The sequence below is a fragment of the Bordetella petrii genome, assembly GCF_000067205.1.
GTDB lineage: Bacteria > Pseudomonadota > Gammaproteobacteria > Burkholderiales > Burkholderiaceae_B > Bordetella_A > Bordetella_A petrii.
In genome coordinates this window covers 2,995,812-3,012,119 of the sequence record NC_010170.1, presented here as the reverse complement: position 1 = coordinate 3,012,119, position 16,308 = coordinate 2,995,812, and the positions used below count along the sequence as shown (strand labels likewise).

Sequence of the window (16,308 nt, the reverse complement as noted above, 5' to 3'; positions counted from 1 at the left end):
CCGTATACTCGGCCGCAAATTCACTGTCCTCGCTGTCGAGAACCCATGCGCCGCTTCAGAAAAACTTCCCTGGCCGTCCTGCTTGCCGCCGCGTGTGCGATGGCATTGCCGTTGCCCGCGCTGGCGCAGGCACGGCCCGCCGATCAGCATGTCAGCCTGAACTTCGTCGACACCGACATCCCGGCCGTGCTGCGCGCGCTGTCGCTGTTCACGCAGCGCAATTACCTGGTGGATCCGCGCGTCAAAGGCAAGCTGACGCTCGTGTCGGAACGGCCGGTCGATCGCGACACGGCGTTGACGATGCTGGCCGGCGCGCTGCGCATGCAGGGCTTTGCCATCGTCGAGGTCGACGGGGTGACGCGCGTGGTGCCCGAGGCCGACGCCAAGCTGCAAGGCAGCGCGGTCGTTGCCGACGCGGCCCGCGGCGCGGCGGGGCCGATGCCCATGGCGGACTTCGCCCGCGGCGCGCGCGGCAGCGAAGTGGTAACGCGGGTGTTCTCGCTCAAGTACGAGAACGCCGCCAACTTGCTGCCGGTGCTGCGGCCGCTGGTGCCTCCCAACAATCCCATCAACGCCTATCCGGGCAACAACACGCTGGTCGTCACGGACTATGCCGACAACCTGGAACGCATCGCCCGCGTGATTGCCAAGGTGGACGTGCCCAGCGCCATCGATACCGATGTGGTGCCGGTGAAGTATGGGGTGGCCAGCGACCTTGCCTCGCTGGCCACGCAGTTGCTCGATGCGCAGGGCGGCGATACCGCCCAGCGCATTGCCATGGTGGCGGACCCGCGCACCAACAGCGTGCTGGTGCGCGCGGGCAGCCCGGCCCGCACCCGCCTGGCGCGCGACCTAATCCGCAAGCTGGATTCCGAGCAGGCGCGACCCGGCAATTTGCATGTGGTGTACCTGCGCAACGCGCAGGCCTCGCGCATGGCCGAGGTGCTGGGCGGCTTGCTGGCCAGCCAGGCCTTGAACGGCGCGGGGCGCGAGGGCGGCGGGGCTGGCGGCAGCGCCATGGGCGTCGCGGGCAGGGCAGGCGGCCGTGCGTCCGCGCCGCGCACCTCTGGCACGCCGGTGGGCATGGCCAGCGGCAGTTCGGGCAGCTCGGGCGGAGGGGCGTTCAACCAGCAACCCATCGAGCGCGATGACGACGGCGCGGGCGATGCAGTGTCCTATTCGGGCGGAGGCGCCACGGTGCAGGCCGATCCCTCCACCAACACTCTGATAATTTCGGCGCCCGAGCCTTTGTACCGCAGCCTGCGCGAGGTGATCGACCAGCTCGACCAGCGCCGGGCGCAGGTGCTGGTGGAAAGCCTGATCGTCGAAGTCAGCCAGGAAAAGGCGGCCGAATTCGGCATCCAGTGGATGACGGGCGCCGGCAGCCTGGACGGCAGCGGCTTTATCGGCGGCACCAATCTGGGCGGCAGCGGTATAGGCAGCGCCGGCACGGGCGCGACCACGCTTGACGCGCTGGGCCGCGGCCTGACGCTGGGCCTGGTCAAGGGCACCGTCGACGTGCTGGGCAACCAGGTGATCAACCTGAACGTGCTGGCGCGCGCGCTGCAGAACAGCGGCGAAGCCAACATTCTGTCCACTCCCAACCTGTTGACGCTCGATAACGAGCCCGCCAGCATCCTGGTGGGCAAGACCGTGCCCTTTGTCACCGGCCAGTACGTCACGTCCGGCAGCGCCGGCAGCAATAATCCGTTCCAGACCATTGAACGCGAAGACATCGGGCTGAAGCTGAACATTCGCCCGCAGATCTCGGAAGGCGGCGCGGTCAAGCTGGATATCTACCAGGAGGTCAGCAGCATCGACGAGGCAAGCTCCAGCGAGACCACCGGGCTGGTGACCAACAAGCGGGCCATCGACACCAGCGTGCTGGTTGACGACGGGCAGATCATTGTGCTGGGCGGCCTGCTGGAAGACCGGGTTACGTCCACCACCAGTGCAGTGCCGGGCTTGAGTTCGATTCCGTTGCTGGGGGCCTTGTTTCGCTACGACAAGCGCCAGCGCACCAAGAGTAATTTGATGGTTTTCTTGCGGCCGTTCGTGGTGCGCGATGCGCGCGACAGCGCCAATGTCACCCTGAACCGCTACGACTATATGCGCCGCGCGCAAAGCCAGGCGCAACCAGGCAAGCATTGGCTGTTGCCCGACGTGCAGGCGCCCTTGTTGCCCCCGGCGCGCGTGCAGGCCGTGGGCGGCGCCGACTATGATTTGCGTCCCGAGGCCGCGGCCGACACGCTGCGACGCCAGCCGCCGGCCACCACGCAGACGTTCCGGGTGCGCCAGCTGCCGGCGCCGCCGGGCGGTTCGGACCCTGGCCGCCCGATACGCGCCAACCTGCCGCTGGGCGTGAGCATCGCTACCGACCCGTCGGCCCTGTATGCCGAAACCCGCCAGGACACCACGATCTTGCAGGTGGCAATGACGGCCAGCGAGGCCGAAGCCGATGGCATCGCCAGGCGCGTGCGCATCAGCGGGCTGAGCGCCTACGTGCAGGTTGGCCCGGGCGGGCAGGGCTATGTGGTGCGATCCGATGTGGCGCGCGACGCCACCACGGTTGATACGGCGGTGGCGCTGCTCAAAGAGCTGGGCTATCGCGCCGAGCTGGTGACGCACCTGTGAATGCCTATCCCTTGCCGTACAGCTGGGCTCGCGCGCAGCGGGCGGTGTTGTTGTTGCGGCCCGGCGCATCGCAATTGACCGTCAGCGCGCGCACGCCGGCCTGGGCGGTGCGCGAGGTCTTGCGCTGCCATGGCCAGGTGCCGGTGATCGAGGTGTCCGACGAAGCGCTCGACACGCTGCTTAACACCGCCTACAGCGACACCGCCGACGCGGCATCGGTGATCGGCGTGGCCGAGAACGAGATCGACCTCGACCGGCTGCTGCAGGATATTCCCGAGGTGGCCGACCTGCTCGAAACGCAGGACGACGCGCCGGTGATCCGCATGATCAACGCGCTGTTCACGCAGGCCGCGCGCGACGGCGCCAGCGACATGCACATCGAGCCGTACGAGAATCATTCGGTGGTGCGCTATCGGGTCGATGGCGTGCTGCGCGATGTGGTCAGCCCGCGCAAGGCGCTGCATTCCGCGCTGATATCGCGCATCAAGATCATGGCCAACCTGGACATCGCCGAGAAGCGCCTGCCGCAGGACGGCCGCATTGCGCTGCGCGTGGGCGGACGGCCCATCGACGTGCGGGTATCGACGCTGCCCACCGGGCATGGCGAGCGTGCCGTACTGCGCCTGCTCGACAAAGAGGCCGGGCGGCTGCGGCTCGACAAACTGGGCATGAGCCCGCGGGTGCTGGCCCAGCTCGACGAGCTGATCCGCCAGCCGCACGGCATCGTGCTGGTGACGGGCCCCACCGGCAGCGGCAAGACCACCACGCTGTACGCGGCGCTGGCGCGGCTGGACGCCTCCACCACGAATATCCTGACCGTAGAAGACCCTATTGAGTACGACCTGCCCGGCATCAGCCAGACGCAGGTCAACGCCAAGATCGACATGACCTTCGCGCTGGCGCTGCGGGCCATTCTCCGGCAAGACCCGGACGTGATCATGATCGGCGAGATCCGCGACCTGGAAACCGCGCAGATCGCCGTGCAGGCCTCGCTGACGGGCCACCTGGTGCTGGCCACGCTGCACACCAATGATGCGACTTCGGCCGTGACGCGCCTGGTGGACATGGGGGTCGAGCCTTTTTTGCTGGCGTCGTCGCTGCTGGGCGTGCTGGCGCAGCGGCTGGTGCGCCGCTTGTGCCAGCAGTGCCGCCGGCCCGACACGCTGCCGGACGGGCGGGTGGTGTACCGGCCGGTGGGCTGCGAAGCCTGCAATCACACCGGCTATAGCGGGCGCTCGGGAATTCACGAGCTGTTCAAAGTGGATGACGAGGTGCGCCGCCTGATTCACGAGGGGCGCGACGAGCAGGCGCTGCGGGCTCAGGCTTTGCGCAGCGGCATGCGGACGTTGCGGGACGATGGGCAGCGCTGGGTCGCGGCGGGGGTGACCGCGCCGGAGGAGATTTTGCGGGTGACTCGGGAGGGTTAAGGGGAAGGAGGGGTTCTTTGCGGGGGGGGTGAGTTCTTGCGTCGTCCCGCGGCATCCGGCCACGCGCGGGCGGCGCCCGTGCGTCGGGCTCGGGCGCAACCACGCGCCCTCGGCCTGCTGCGCAGGCTGCCCCGCCGCCCAACGCGCCGCCCGCGCGTGGCCGGATGCCGCGGGACTGGGGGCGGTGTATTCAAAGAGGGCGCGCGCAGCTGTGGGTGTTAGGCGCACCAGCCGGTGTTGACGAGGCTGTGGCTGGGTCAGGGTGGGGTGCTGAAGTGGGTTTTGCCGTTCGATACCGGGCCTAGGGCGCTCAGCAGGCCGGCCAGGGCGGCGCGTTGGGGTGGGGTGGCGTTGTCGGCTGGGGCGGCCTCGCCGCGCAGGCGCAGGCGGCCATGCCGCAGCCGGCCCTGTCCGGTGACCGACAGCACGCCGGAATCGGTGCCCAGCGCCAGGCGCAGCGTGTCCTGGTCGGCCGTAATGCGCAAGGTGTAGTCGCCTAGCGGCCGCACGTGCGACAGGGCGGAGCTGGCATTGGTCCAGCGGGCGGTCGCCAGGGCGCCGCCGGCGGACAGGTGGCCCAGCACGAAGGGCTGCCAGTCGATCTCGAGCTGGCCGCCGGGGGCCACGGTATTCAGCGGCGCGCCGAATGCCGCGAGGGTTGCGGCGGGTAAGCGCAGGTTCTGGCCAGACACGGCGATGCCGGACCAACCTGGCTGCGCGCGCACGGGGCCGCGCAACCACGCATGTGAAATTTCCAGCGCGCCGTGGCGCCATTGCCAGTGCAGCGGCTCGGGCAATAAGCGGCGGGCGCCTGGCGGGCCCAACGCCACGCGGGCGCTGCCGCGCCACAGGGTGCCGTCGGCATCGGCCAGTGCCGCCATCGCGTCGTCGGGCTGGACCAGCAGCAGCCAGCGCGCCGGCAGCACCACCAGCGCCGCCAGCAGCGCGCAGCACAGCGCCAACGCCGCCAGCGGCGGCGAAAAGCTCGTGGGCAACAGGCGGCGCATCATGGGCCAGGGGCGGGCAGCAGGGTCAGGGCGCCGTTCAGGCGGCCGGGCAACCGTTGGCCTGCCGGGTTTGTTGCGCGCGCGAGCTCGGCATCCGCCACCGACAGCCGCCAGTCGCGCGCCGCAGTGTCCAGCCAGCGGAACAGCGCGGCCGCGGACGCTTCGCGCAGGTTCAGCCTGATGGCGGAAGCGGGTGCGGCGGCTTCAGCGTTCGGCTGCGGGGCTTTGGCCGTGCTTAGTTCCAGCGACCAGACACTGTCCGGCAGCCCCTCGCGGCGCAGGCTGGCGGTCAGCTCGCCGGGGCTGGGGCTGGCGGTTGCGGCGCCCGCATCACGGCGCCGCAGGGCGCGCACCTGGGCCGTCAGTTCGGCCACCGTGGCGGTTTGCGCGCGCAGGTCGGGCAGTTCCTGCCTGGTCCGCGTCATGGTAGACCAGGCAGGTTCAACCAGCAGCAGGAAAACCAGCGCGGCGGCCAGCAGCGCGCCGGCGCAGGCCAGCAACCGCTGTTCGCGCCGGGGCCGCAGCGCATACCAGGACAGGGCGCGCTGGCGCCAGGCGGCCGCGCGCGCCGCCCAGGGAGCCAGTTTGCCGCGCAAGGATGCGATGGCATTCATGGCTGGGCTCGCTGGATGCGCCACGCGCCGCTGTCGTCGCGCTCTACGCGCGCGCTCAACGCTGCGGCGCGTTGCAGTATGGCGGCTGTGTCGGCCAGCCGGTCGGCGGCCTTGCCGCCGCCGGATGCGGCGGCGTTGCTGTCGCGCAGGCGCAGGGTCAGTATCCCGTCGCCGTATTCCAGCCGGTCGACCGTGTCGGCCGCGAAGGGCAGCACTTGCACGGCCACGCGCGCCAGTGACAGCAAATCGTTGCCCGCGGCTTCGCCCTGGCCGGCCCGCAACGCATCGCGGGCCTGCCGGGCCTGGCGCACGGGGTCCAGCACGACGGGAATATCCGGAAGCGCGTCGCGCACATCCTGTTCCATGCGTTCGCGCAGCCGCGTGGCTTCGTGGCGGAGCTGCGCGGCGTACAGGTTCAGGCCCGCGATCCACACCGCTGCGGCTGCCGCCAGCCAGGCCCATGCGCCGCGCCAGCGCGAAGGCTGCCGGGGCGCCAGTTGCGGCAGCGCCAGCGACCAACCCGGCCCGGGCGCCCGCCAGCGTGGGTCGCGGATGTCGTCGAGCGCCGCCGGCCGCGCTTGTTCGGGCGTTTCGGACCAGACCTGCAAGGGATAGAACGCCTGCACGGCCAGCCCCGCCGACGACAGGCGCCGCCATGCCGCGCGCAGCGCATCGCGCGCCATCCACGCGGCCAGCACCGTACCGTCGGCGGCGCGCGGGCCGTGTCCCACCGCCAGCGCTTCCAGGTCGCCCAGCACCAGTCCTTCCAACGTGCCGCGCACGGCGGCGGCAACGCGGTTGGCGGGGACGGCGGGCACCGCGATGGGGGCGATGATCACATCGTCGGGGTGCAGGATGGCCTGCACGCGCGCCTGGGCAAACGCGGCGGCCAGCGCGGCGGCCGGCAGCGAGCCGCCGCGCGCGGCGCGTCCCTGCCGGTCCAGCCAGGCATAGGCCAGCGGCGTAGAGTCCGACCAGGCCGCCAGGGGTGGCAGCGCGACGCGCAACACGTTTCTTACGGTGTTTCTCTTATCCATACGGTTTCAGGAGGACGCTGTCCGGGAATCGCCAGCAGGGCCCGCATGCTGACGCGGGCGCGTTGGTAGGCTACGGTGCCGTCGGCCAGGAACCATTCGCTGGTCGTGGCGACCGCCGGTATTTGCAAGGGTTTGCCGCCTGCCGCCAGACGGTTGGCGAAGTCGCCGCTGTCGTTGAACCAGCGGCCCCGGTCGCGCTCGCCCACGACGGCGCGGGCCTGCGCCAGGCTCAGGCCCGGCACCAGCGCGGCGATCACTTCCGGTTCGGCGGTATTGACGTTGAGCTTGGTGGCGGCCGGCAGCAGCGTCATGGTGCGTTGCATGGCCTGCCGGCTCGCAGCATCCATGCCCAGCTGCGCGGCCAGGTCGCCGATGCCGCGCGGTTGCGGGGCGCTTGCGCCGCCCCGCGTGTCCGCGGGCGATGCCTGTGCGCCACCGTCGCGCAGGCGCTCCTGTGTCAGGGCCACCTGGGCGGCCAGGCGCGGCGCCAGCGTGGCGGGCAGGCCCAGCATGTCCAGCAGGCGCGCCAGCACCTCGACCTGGGTCTGGTCCACCATGCCGCGCCTGGCCAGGTTGTACAGGTTGTACTTGCCCTGTTCGTCCTGTATGCCACCGGAGAACACCGCGGCTCGTCCGCTGTCGTCGCCTTCGACGCGGGTGTCGAGCACGGGTGTCGACCACAGCTGGTCGCGCCTGACGGTGGCTTCCTGGCGGGCGTTGTCGAGCAGCAGCAGGCGCGCCCAGTCAATGCCGCCCAGCAGCAGCCAGCGCGCCTGTACGCGCGCCTGCTCGTTCTCGATCTGCCGGATGGCGGACGTCTGGCGCAAGAACAGGCCGCTGGTCAGGGCAGCCACGATGGCAACCACGATCAGCGCGCTGACCACCGCCATGCCTTGCTGCCGCGCCGCCCGCGCCGTCATGGCAGCACCACGATGCGGGTGTAGCGCTCGGGCTGGCCGCGGCCAGGGCGCTCGATCGCCACTTCAAGCCCGGCGGCGCGCCCGGTTTCCGGTTGCAGCGGATCGCGCCAGCCACGACCGGGCACCCAGGCGCGCACCGTCAGCCCGGTGGCGCCCGGCATGACCAGCACGCCGTCGGCGGGTTCAGGCAACGGATAGCGCGCCGCCGGCACGCCGCTGTAGCGCCACAGGCCTTCGGGGCGCACGCGCCACGTGATGCGCTGCCACAGGCCGCCGTCGGGCGTGGCGCGCACGATGTCCAGCAGCAGCGCCGCGCCGGACGATTGCGCGACCTCTATGCCGGGCGGCAGCAGCGCAGCGGCGCGGCCCTGGGCCGGCGCGCCAACATAGGCACGGTTCAAGTCGCGCTCGACCTGGCCCAGCGTGCGCAACACCACCGCCTGGTCCCGCGCCTGCGCGCCCAGCCAGTTGCGCGCCGTCGACACGTGTTCCAGGCCCCGCCACGACAGCAGGCTCACGAGCGCCATCAGTGCGATGGCGATCAGCACTTCGATCAGCGTAAACCCCTGCTGCGGGGCGCAACGGCGGCGGGCGCGCATCAGCGTATCCGTGACAGCAGGCCGGTCAGTTCGGCCAGGACGGCGCCGTTGCGGCCGGGGTCGAGCACCCGCACGGTGACTTGGCGGAAATTGCGGTTCAGCGAGTTGCGCACTTCCATCTCGCAGCGCAGGGCCAGCGCGCCCTGCGGGCAAGGCATGGTCTGCGTGCCGGCGCGTGGAAAGGCCTGTTCTAGCCGCAACCGGGCCAATGTGTTGTCGGCCGCCAGCAGCGCCAGTGTCTTGTCGCGAATGGCCCGGCTGTTGTCCAGCATGACCTGGGTCGCGCGCATCGCCGCGCCCATGGCCACCGAGATGATGGCCAGCGCCACCAGGACTTCGATCAGCGTGAAGCCGCGCTGTTGTCTACTGGATGGCATAACCGCCCGCCGCGTCGCGTTCGATGCGCACCGCCTCGCCATGCGAAGTCAGTTCCAGCGCCAGCGCATCGGCAATCCATTCGGTGCCGAACACCACCGGATGGTCCGGCGTGCGCCGCACGCCGACCGGCGGCGCGCTCCAGGCCTGCGCGCGCAGAACCTCGTCATGAACGAATCGGTCAGGCGTTTGCGGACCGTCGTCCTGGGCCGACACGCGGGCCGGCCTGCCGCGGCGCTCGAACGACCAGCCGCGCTCGTCGGCGCGCCACAGGATGGCGCGGCCGTCGCTGCGCGCTTCGCTCTGCGCCACGGCAAAGGCATCGACCAGGCGTTCGGCGTCGGCGCGCAGCGCACGCCCCGAAGACGACGTTACCGACAGGCCCACCATCGACGCGGCAATGGCAATGATCGCCACCACCACCAGCATTTCAATCAGCGTGAAGCCGCGTTCAGAGATCCCACGAACCGATGTCCGCATCGTCCTCTTCTCCGCCCGCCTTGTTGTCGGGTCCGAACGTGAATACGTCGATCTCTCCTTTGACGCCGGGATTCAGATACTGATACGGATGACCCCATGGGTCGTCGGGAAGGCGGTCCAGGTAAGGCCGCCAGTTGCGCGCGCCATCCGGGCGCCGCACCAGCGCCTGCAAGCCCTGCGCGGCATTCGGGTAGCGGCCATTGTCCAGGCGGTACAGCTTCAAGGCCTGCATCAGGCCGCTGATGTCCTGGCGCGCGGCCACGCGCCGCGCCTGGTCGGGGCGGTCCAGCACGCGGGGCACGACCAGCGCGGCCAGAATGCCCATGATCACGATCACCACCATGATCTCGATCAGTGTGAAGCCCTGCTGCCTGGCTCGCGGGCGCTGGAATTGACGCACGAAGACTCTCCGCTCATACATGGAAGCGAACATGATGCGTCAGGAATATGACAGTAATGCTGTTGCCCGGTTTAACGCTGGTCCAGCTCAGGGCGCGGGCACGATTCCCGGCGGCGCGGCGGCCCGTGCCGGGGCGGCTGCGCTGACGCGCGCGCCGTTGCGATCCAGTTCGATGCCCGCCGGCGATACGTCGGCCAGCGCCAGGCCCGGCGCGATCTGCGCGCCGACCCGGTAGGCGCGCGCGGGCCCGCCATCCACGCTCAGCACCGCCGAGCCCTGCGCGCCCGCCGCGATCAGGCCCAGCACCGCAACCTGTGTGTCGATGGCGCGATCCTGGCCGAACAGCGCGGCCAGGGCCTGCGTGTCCGACACGGGCTCCGGCGCGGCGGCCAGGGCTGGCGGCAAGTCGGCAGGCTGGGGCGCCAGCAGAATCGCGCCCCACAGGCCGGCTCCCGCGGCCGTGGCGGCAATGGCCAGCACGCGCAAGGCGCGCGGCGCATAAGGCAGGCTCAGTGACGGAAGCAGGCGCATGCGGGCAGGGCAGGTCAACGGACGAAGCCAGACCCTAACCCATCGACATGACAACCATGTGAGCGTTCTCCGGCAGCGCGCGGCGGGGGGCGGCGAAGTGGAGCAACGCTGCGAATTGGCTCGTAGTGGTCAAGCCGGCAAAGGCTGCATCCGCAGCCGGAACATCGCCAGGCTTTGCGCGCAGATCTCGCGCGTAATGTCCTGGCGCGCGTGGTCGCGCCGTTCCAGCATGCCCAGGCAGCGGGCCGGATGCCCGGCCTCTTCGGGCAGCGGCAAGATGCGCAGGTCGGGGCTCGCCTGCCAGTTCGAGCCATTGAGCAGCGGCAGCAGGCTCACGCCGACCTCCTGGCGCACCAGTTCCACCAAGGTTTCAATGGCGTTCAGTTCCAGGAACTCGCTGACCGGCACGCCCAGGCGGCGCAGTACCCGGTCGATCTGGCGGCCCGTGCGCTGGGTGCGGTCAAAGCGCAGGAACGGGTTGGCCGCCAGCACCGCGAGCGCTGTCTGCCCGGTGGCCGACGGCGGCGCCACCACGACCAGCGGTTCTTCGTACAGGGGGGTCCAGTGCGTGCTGGCCATCTTGCGGCGGCTTTCTACCAGGAAGGCGGCGTCCAGCTCACCTGCCTCGACCTTGCCGGCCAGTTCGCTGGCCTTGCCCGACAACACGCGCACGTCCAGCCCCGGGTATTCGCGCTTCATGCTGGACACCACCTTCGACAGCGTGCCCATACACGACACCACCGCGCCGATGGACACGGCGCCGGCCAGCATGCCGGGCGCGTTGCGCGGCGATTTCAGGCGGTCGTACAGGTCGACAAGCTGCTTGACGTCGGGCAGCAGCTCGCGCCCGGCGGCGTTCAGGATGGCCAGCCGGCCGCTGCGGTCGAACAGCTCGCGGCCCAGCTCGGCTTCCAGCGAGCGCATCTGGAAACTGATGGCCGCCTGCGTCAGGGCGACCTGTTCGGCGGCTTCCGAAAACGAGCCATGATGGGCCACCGCCAGGAAGCTGCGCAGGAAGCGAATGCTACTCATAAAATAATTTTGTACGTTAAATCAATTATTCAAATTGATTTAATTAGAGCACAAGAGTAATTTCGATCGTCTTTTCTCCGTTTTCCAACTTCGAGCCTCGAGCTGCAGCGTCCATGAAAACCTTCGACTGGAACAATCCTTATCCCACGGCGCGCATTCCCCTGTTCGCCCGCAATGTGGTGTCCACCTCGCATCCGCTGGCGGCGCAGGCCGGCCTGCGTATGATGCTCAAAGGGGGCAACGCGGTGGACGCGGCCATTGCCGCGGCCGCCACCATCGTGCTGGTCGAGCCGGTCTCGTGCGGCCTGGGCGGCGACTGCTTCGCCATCGTCTGGGACGGCAAGGAACTGCACGGCCTGAATTCATCGGGCGTGGCGCCGGCCGCCTGGAACGTCGAATACTTCAAGCGCAAGTACGGCACCGGCCCCGATGGCCTGGCCAAGCAGCCCAAACGCGGCTGGGATGCCGCCACGGTGCCCGGCGTGGTGGCCGGCTGGGCCGCGCTGCACCAGAAACTGGGCAAGCTGCCGTTCGCCGACCTGTTCGAGCCCGCCATTGAAATCGCCGAGCGCGGCTATGCCGTGCCGCCGGTGGTGGCCCACAAATGGGCGGCCGCCGCCGACGAACTGCGCGACCAGCCGGGCTATGCCCAGGCCTTCCTGCCCAACGGCCGCGCGCCGGCCATCGGCGAACACTTCCGCATTCCCGACGCGGCCTACACGCTGCGCCGCATCGCCGCCAGCGGCGGGCGCGACTTCTACGAAGGCGAACTGGCCGAGAAAATCGCCGCGTTCAGCAAAGAATGCGGCGGCGCCATGACGCTCGACGACCTGCGCAACTACCGCCCTGAATGGGTCAAGCCCATCTCCAAGTCGTATCGCGGCTACGAGCTGCATGAAATCCCGCCCAACGGGCAGGGCATCGCCGCGCTGATGGCGCTGGGCATCTGCGAACACTTCGACCTCGGCAGCATGCAGGTCGATTCGGTGCTGTCGCAGCACGTCCAGATCGAAGCCATGAAGCTGGCCTTCGCCGACCTGTACCGTTATGTGTCCGACCCGCGCACCATGGACGTCACGCCGCAGCAGATGCTGTCGGATGCCTACCTGGAAAGCCGCGCCAAGCTCATCCGCCTGGACCGCGCGACGCAGTTCGAAGCCGGCCGGCCGCATGCGGGCGGCACCATCTATCTCAGCGCCGCCGACGAAAACGGCATGATGATCTCGTTCATCCAGTCCAACTACATGGGCTTCGGCTCGGGCGTGGTGGTGCCGGGCACCGGCATCAGCCTGCAGAACCGCGGCGTGGGCTTTTCCATGGATCCGAAGTCGCCCAACGTGGTCGACGGCGGCAAGCGGCCGTTCCACACCATTATCCCGGGCTTCCTGACGCGCGGCGGCAAGCCCGTCATGAGTTTCGGCGTCATGGGCGGCGACATGCAGCCGCAGGGCCACCTGCAAACGGTGGTGCGCATGCTCGACTACCACCAGCAGCCCCAGGCCGCCTGCTGCGCGCCGCGCTGGAAGGTCAACCGCGACTTTTCGCTGGACATCGAGTCCACCATGAGCCGCGCCACCGTCGACGGCCTGCGCGCGCTGGGCCACGTCATGAAATCCGTCGACGACCCTTACATGGACTTCGGCGCGGGCCAGTTCATCTGGCGCCTGCACGAAAGCGACAACGAGCACGGCTACGTCGCCGCCAGCGACAGCCGTCGCGACGGCCAGGCGGTTGGTTTCTAGGCCGAACCATGGCATCCTGAACCGGCGTCGGGCTCGCGGCGCCGGTTCCATACCCATAACGCTCACACAAGGGAAAAAATCATGAAGCTCACGCACTTCAAGCTGGGGTTGTGCGCCGCGCTGCTGGCAGCCGCGTCGGGCGCCGCGGTGGCGCAGGACATGCGCATCGGCCTGCAAGAAGACCCCGACGTGCTCGACCCCCATCGCGCGCGCACGTATGTCGGCCGCATCGTCTTTACCTCGTTGTGCGACAAGCTGGTCGACGTCAACGAAAAGCTGCAGTTCGTGCCGCAACTGGCCGAATCGTGGTCCTGGAACGACGACAACACCGTGCTGACGTTCAAGCTGCGCTCTGACGCCTTGTTCCATGACGGCAGCAAGTTCGATTCGGCCGCAGCCAAGGCCAACCTCGAACGCGCCATGACGCTCAAAGAAAGCATGCGCAAGGGCGAGCTCGCCTCTATCTCCAAGATCGACACGCCCGATCCGCAAACCCTGGTGCTGACGCTCAAGCAGCCCGACGCCACGCTGCTCGCCTCGCTGTCCGACCGCGCCGGCATGATGCTGTCGCCCAAGATCTTTTCCGACGACATTGGCGCGGTGGGTCGCAAGCCGGTGTGCTCGGGGCCGTACAAGTTCGTCGAGCGGGTGCAGAACGACCGCATCGTGCTCGACAAATTCGACCAGTACTACAACGCGAAAGACTACGCGTTCAAGCGGGTGATCTTCCTGCCGATTCCCGACACCACCGTGCGCCTGTCCAACCTGCGCGCCGGCGGGCTCGACATCCTCGAGCGCATGAACCCGTCGGACGCTCAGCAGGTCAAATCCGACTCCAGCCTGCAGTTCGCGCCCATTTCGGGCCTGGGCTACCAGCAGTTCTATTTCAACGTAGCCAATGGCGAACGCGCCAAGACCAACCCGTTCACCGACGAACGGGTGCGCCGCGCCTTCGAGCTCACGCTCGACCGCAACGTCATCAACGAAGTGGTCGGCGGCGGCATTTTCGATCCGGCCAACCAGCCGTTTCCGCCCGCCAGCCCGTACCATAGCGACAAGTTCCCCATTCCCGCGCGCGACGTGGCCAAGGCTCGCGCCTTGCTGAAAGAGGCCGGTAAAGAGCAGGTCAAGGCGGAGCTGGCCTTCGGCAACAACACCACCACCTCGGCTATCGCCGAAATGGTGCAGGCCATGGCGGCTGAAGCCGGCTTCCAGCTCAGCCTGCGCCCCACCGAATACGCGGCGCTGCTGAACGAAGCGCAAAGCGGCAACTTCGAACTGCTCATGCGCGGCTGGTCGGGCCGGGTCGATCCCGACGGCAATATCTACCAGTTCGTCACCTGCAAGGGTGCGCTCAACGATGGCCGCTACTGCAATCCGGAAGTCGACAAGCTGCTGGCCCAGGCCCGCACCGTGCCCGACGAAACCAAGCGCAAGGCCATCTACGATCAGGCCCAGGAAATCCTGCAGGCCGACGCCCAGGCGGTGTATATCTATTACCAGCCCTGGCCGTTCGTGCTGGCCAAGAAGGTAAAGGGCTTCAAGCCCTATCCCGACGGCATGATCCGCCTCAAGGGCGTGACCTTCGCGCAATAAGCGGGGCCGAGTCGCGCGCCTGACCGCCGGGCCGTGCCGCAACGCACGGCCCGCGCGCTTGGCGCCAACCCGAATTCCAGGTTCCTTCCATGTTCAAAATCATCTTGCGCCGCGTGCTGGTGGCGATCCCGACACTGATCCTGGTGTCCATGATCGTCTTCATGCTGCAGAAAATCCTGCCCGGCGATCCGGTCCTGACGCTCGCGGGCGAAGAGCGCGACCCGGCCGTGCTCGATTACCTGCGCGATAAATACCGTCTCAACGACCCCTTGCCGGTGCAGTACGGCGCCTGGGTGTCGCAGGTGCTGCAGGGCGACCTGGGCAAGTCGCTGCGCACCGACGTGCCGGTCACCCGGCTGATCGCCCAGAAGCTGCCCGTCACACTGCAACTGGCCGCCATGGCCATGTTCTTCGCCCTGATCATCGGCGTGCCCATGGGCATCGTGGCGGCCGTGCGCAAAGGCACCGCCACTGAAATGGGGGCCAACGTCGCGGCGCTTTCCGGCATGTCCATACCCAACTTCTGGCTGGGCATCCTGCTCATCATGCTGGTGTCGGTCAAATGGCGGTTGCTGCCGGCGTCGGGCTATGTCTCGCCCTTCGAAGACTTCTGGATGTCGATGAAAACCATGCTGATGCCGGCCTTGGTGCTGTCCACCGCCATCGCGGCGTACCTGATGCGGCATACGCGTTCGGCCATGCTCGAGGCGCTTAGCGCCGACTACGTGCGCACGGCCCGCGCCAAGGGCGTGTCGCCGCGCCGCGTGGTGCTGCGGCACGCGCTGCGCAATGCGCTGATGCCCATCGTGACCCTGGTCACGCTGCTGTTCGGCGAGCTGCTGGCCGGCGCCGTCCTGACCGAGCAGGTGTTCACTATTCCCGGTTTCGGCAAGCTGATCGTCGACGCGGTGTTCACGCGCGACTATGCAGTGGTGCAGGGCGTGGTGCTGTGCGTGGCGGTGGGTTTCATCGTCATGAACCTGCTGGCCGACATTCTGTATATCCTGGTCAACCCCCGCCTGAGGCACGCATGAGCGCACAATCTGCCACGGCCGCTGCCGTCACGCCGCCCCGCAGCCGCAACCGCGCCTGGGGCAAGTTCAAACGCAACCGCGTCGCGCTGCTGGGCGCCGCCATCGTGCTGGCCGTGGTGGTGCTGGCCTTGTTCGCGCCGCTGCTGGCCACGCACGATCCGCTGCAAACCAGTTTCATGTCGATCCGCAAGGCGCCATCGGCGACCTTCTGGCTGGGGTCCGACGAGCTGGGCCGCGACATCTACAGTCGCATGCTGTTCGGCGCGCGCGCCTCGCTGATGGCAGGCCTGGTGTCGGTGCTGATCGCGCTGATCGTCGGCGTGCCGTTCGGCCTGGTATCGGGCTATTTCGGCGGCTGGATCGACAGCGTGGTGTCGCGTTGCACCGAAGCACTGCTGGCCATTCCGTTCCTGATTCTGGCGATCGCCCTGGCGGCCTTCCTGGGCCCCAGCCTGACCAACGCCATGATCGCCATCGGCGTGTCGGCCGCGCCCAAGTTCATCCGGCTGGCGCGCGGACAGGTGCTGGCCGTGAAAAACGAAGACTACGTGCAAAGCTCGCGCGCGCTGGGGGCATCGGATACGCGCATCATCGTGCGCCATATCCTGCCCAACATCATGCCGCCGCTGATCGTGCAGGCCACCATCACCATCGCCACCGCCATCATTGCCGAGGCCAGCCTGTCGTTTCTGGGGCTGGGCCTGCAGCCTCCCAATCCGTCGTGGGGCTCAATGCTCAACACGGCCAAGAACTTCATGACCCAGGCCCCCTGGATGTCGATCTTTCCCGGGTCGGCGATTTTCCTGGCGGTGCTGGGATTCAACCTGCTGGGCGACGGCCTGCGCGATGCCCTCGACCCCAGGCAAGAGAAATGAACGCG

The 16,308-nt window shown here is 68.5% G+C and carries 16 protein-coding genes; 6 read left to right on the top strand and 10 right to left on the bottom strand.

Translation table 11 applies throughout. The features are described from left to right. The first annotated feature begins 45 nt into the window (after positions 1-45). Together gspD and gspE are read left to right on the top strand one after the other, a co-directional pair. Positions 46-2,634, top strand: a complete 2,589-nt coding sequence (gene gspD, locus BPET_RS14520; RefSeq protein WP_012249773.1) for a type II secretion system secretin GspD — start codon at positions 46-48, stop codon at positions 2,632-2,634. Further along, a complete protein-coding gene (gene gspE, locus BPET_RS14515; RefSeq protein WP_012249772.1) occupies positions 2,631-4,061 on the top strand; it encodes a type II secretion system ATPase GspE in 1,431 nt (476 codons plus the stop codon). Before gspD ends, gspE begins: the two co-directional genes overlap by 4 nt. 257 nt (positions 4,062-4,318) lie before the next feature. Here the strand turns inward: gspE and gspN are convergent, their stop codons facing one another. The 10 genes from gspN to BPET_RS14465 form a co-directional block, all read right to left on the bottom strand. After that, the gene (gspN, locus tag BPET_RS14510) at positions 4,319-5,071 is read right to left on the bottom strand and encodes a type II secretion system protein N (RefSeq protein WP_012249771.1); all 753 of its coding nucleotides are present in this window, start codon (positions 5,069-5,071) and stop codon (positions 4,319-4,321) included. Next, positions 5,068-5,682, bottom strand: a complete 615-nt coding sequence (gene gspM / locus BPET_RS14505; RefSeq protein ID WP_041862937.1) for a type II secretion system protein GspM — start codon at positions 5,680-5,682, stop codon at positions 5,068-5,070. The genes gspN and gspM overlap by 4 nt, the downstream gene beginning before the upstream one ends. Then, the gene (gene gspL / locus BPET_RS14500; protein WP_012249769.1) at positions 5,679-6,719 is read right to left on the bottom strand and encodes a type II secretion system protein GspL; all 1,041 of its coding nucleotides are present in this window, start codon (positions 6,717-6,719) and stop codon (positions 5,679-5,681) included. The genes gspM and gspL overlap by 4 nt, the downstream gene beginning before the upstream one ends. Then, positions 6,698-7,639 carry a type II secretion system minor pseudopilin GspK gene (gene gspK / locus BPET_RS14495; RefSeq protein ID WP_012249768.1) on the bottom strand — a complete coding sequence of 314 codons (942 nt, stop codon included), beginning with the start codon at positions 7,637-7,639 and terminating at the stop codon, positions 6,698-6,700. The genes gspL and gspK overlap by 22 nt, the downstream gene beginning before the upstream one ends. After that, complete coding sequence (locus tag BPET_RS14490) at positions 7,636-8,238, bottom strand: PulJ/GspJ family protein (protein ID WP_012249767.1); 603 nt, start codon at positions 8,236-8,238, stop codon at positions 7,636-7,638. The genes gspK and BPET_RS14490 overlap by 4 nt, the downstream gene beginning before the upstream one ends. Next, positions 8,238-8,615 carry a type II secretion system minor pseudopilin GspI gene (gspI, locus tag BPET_RS14485; RefSeq protein ID WP_012249766.1) on the bottom strand — a complete coding sequence of 126 codons (378 nt, stop codon included), beginning with the start codon at positions 8,613-8,615 and terminating at the stop codon, positions 8,238-8,240. The genes BPET_RS14490 and gspI overlap by 1 nt, the downstream gene beginning before the upstream one ends. After that, positions 8,602-9,093 carry a GspH/FimT family pseudopilin gene (locus BPET_RS14480; RefSeq protein WP_012249765.1) on the bottom strand — a complete coding sequence of 164 codons (492 nt, stop codon included), beginning with the start codon at positions 9,091-9,093 and terminating at the stop codon, positions 8,602-8,604. Before BPET_RS14480 ends, gspI begins: the two co-directional genes overlap by 14 nt. After that, the gene (gspG, locus tag BPET_RS14475; protein WP_050978245.1) at positions 9,065-9,493 is read right to left on the bottom strand and encodes a type II secretion system major pseudopilin GspG; all 429 of its coding nucleotides are present in this window, start codon (positions 9,491-9,493) and stop codon (positions 9,065-9,067) included. The genes BPET_RS14480 and gspG overlap by 29 nt, the downstream gene beginning before the upstream one ends. Before the next feature lie 87 nt (positions 9,494-9,580). After that, a complete protein-coding gene (locus BPET_RS14470) occupies positions 9,581-10,024 on the bottom strand; it encodes a general secretion pathway protein GspC (RefSeq protein WP_012249763.1) in 444 nt (147 codons plus the stop codon). 129 nt (positions 10,025-10,153) lie between these two features. Next, complete coding sequence (locus BPET_RS14465; protein WP_012249762.1) at positions 10,154-11,056, bottom strand: LysR substrate-binding domain-containing protein; 903 nt, start codon at positions 11,054-11,056, stop codon at positions 10,154-10,156. A gap of 113 nt (positions 11,057-11,169) precedes the next feature. On the opposite strand from BPET_RS14465, the gene ggt reads away from it, so the two are divergent. The 4 genes from ggt (at position 11,170) to BPET_RS14445 (ending at position 16,303) form a co-directional block, all read left to right on the top strand. Beyond that, a complete protein-coding gene (gene ggt, locus BPET_RS14460) occupies positions 11,170-12,798 on the top strand; it encodes a gamma-glutamyltransferase (protein WP_012249761.1) in 1,629 nt (542 codons plus the stop codon). An 81-nt stretch (positions 12,799-12,879) separates the two neighbouring features. Then, positions 12,880-14,394: an ABC transporter substrate-binding protein gene (locus BPET_RS14455; RefSeq protein ID WP_012249760.1), complete on the top strand. Its 1,515-nt coding sequence runs from the start codon at positions 12,880-12,882 to the stop codon at positions 14,392-14,394. Between the two features lie 89 nt (positions 14,395-14,483). Further along, a complete protein-coding gene (locus BPET_RS14450; RefSeq protein WP_012249759.1) occupies positions 14,484-15,428 on the top strand; it encodes an ABC transporter permease in 945 nt (314 codons plus the stop codon). Continuing rightward, complete coding sequence (locus tag BPET_RS14445; protein ID WP_012249758.1) at positions 15,425-16,303, top strand: ABC transporter permease; 879 nt, start codon at positions 15,425-15,427, stop codon at positions 16,301-16,303. The genes BPET_RS14450 and BPET_RS14445 overlap by 4 nt, the downstream gene beginning before the upstream one ends. Positions 16,304-16,308 lie beyond the last annotated feature (5 nt).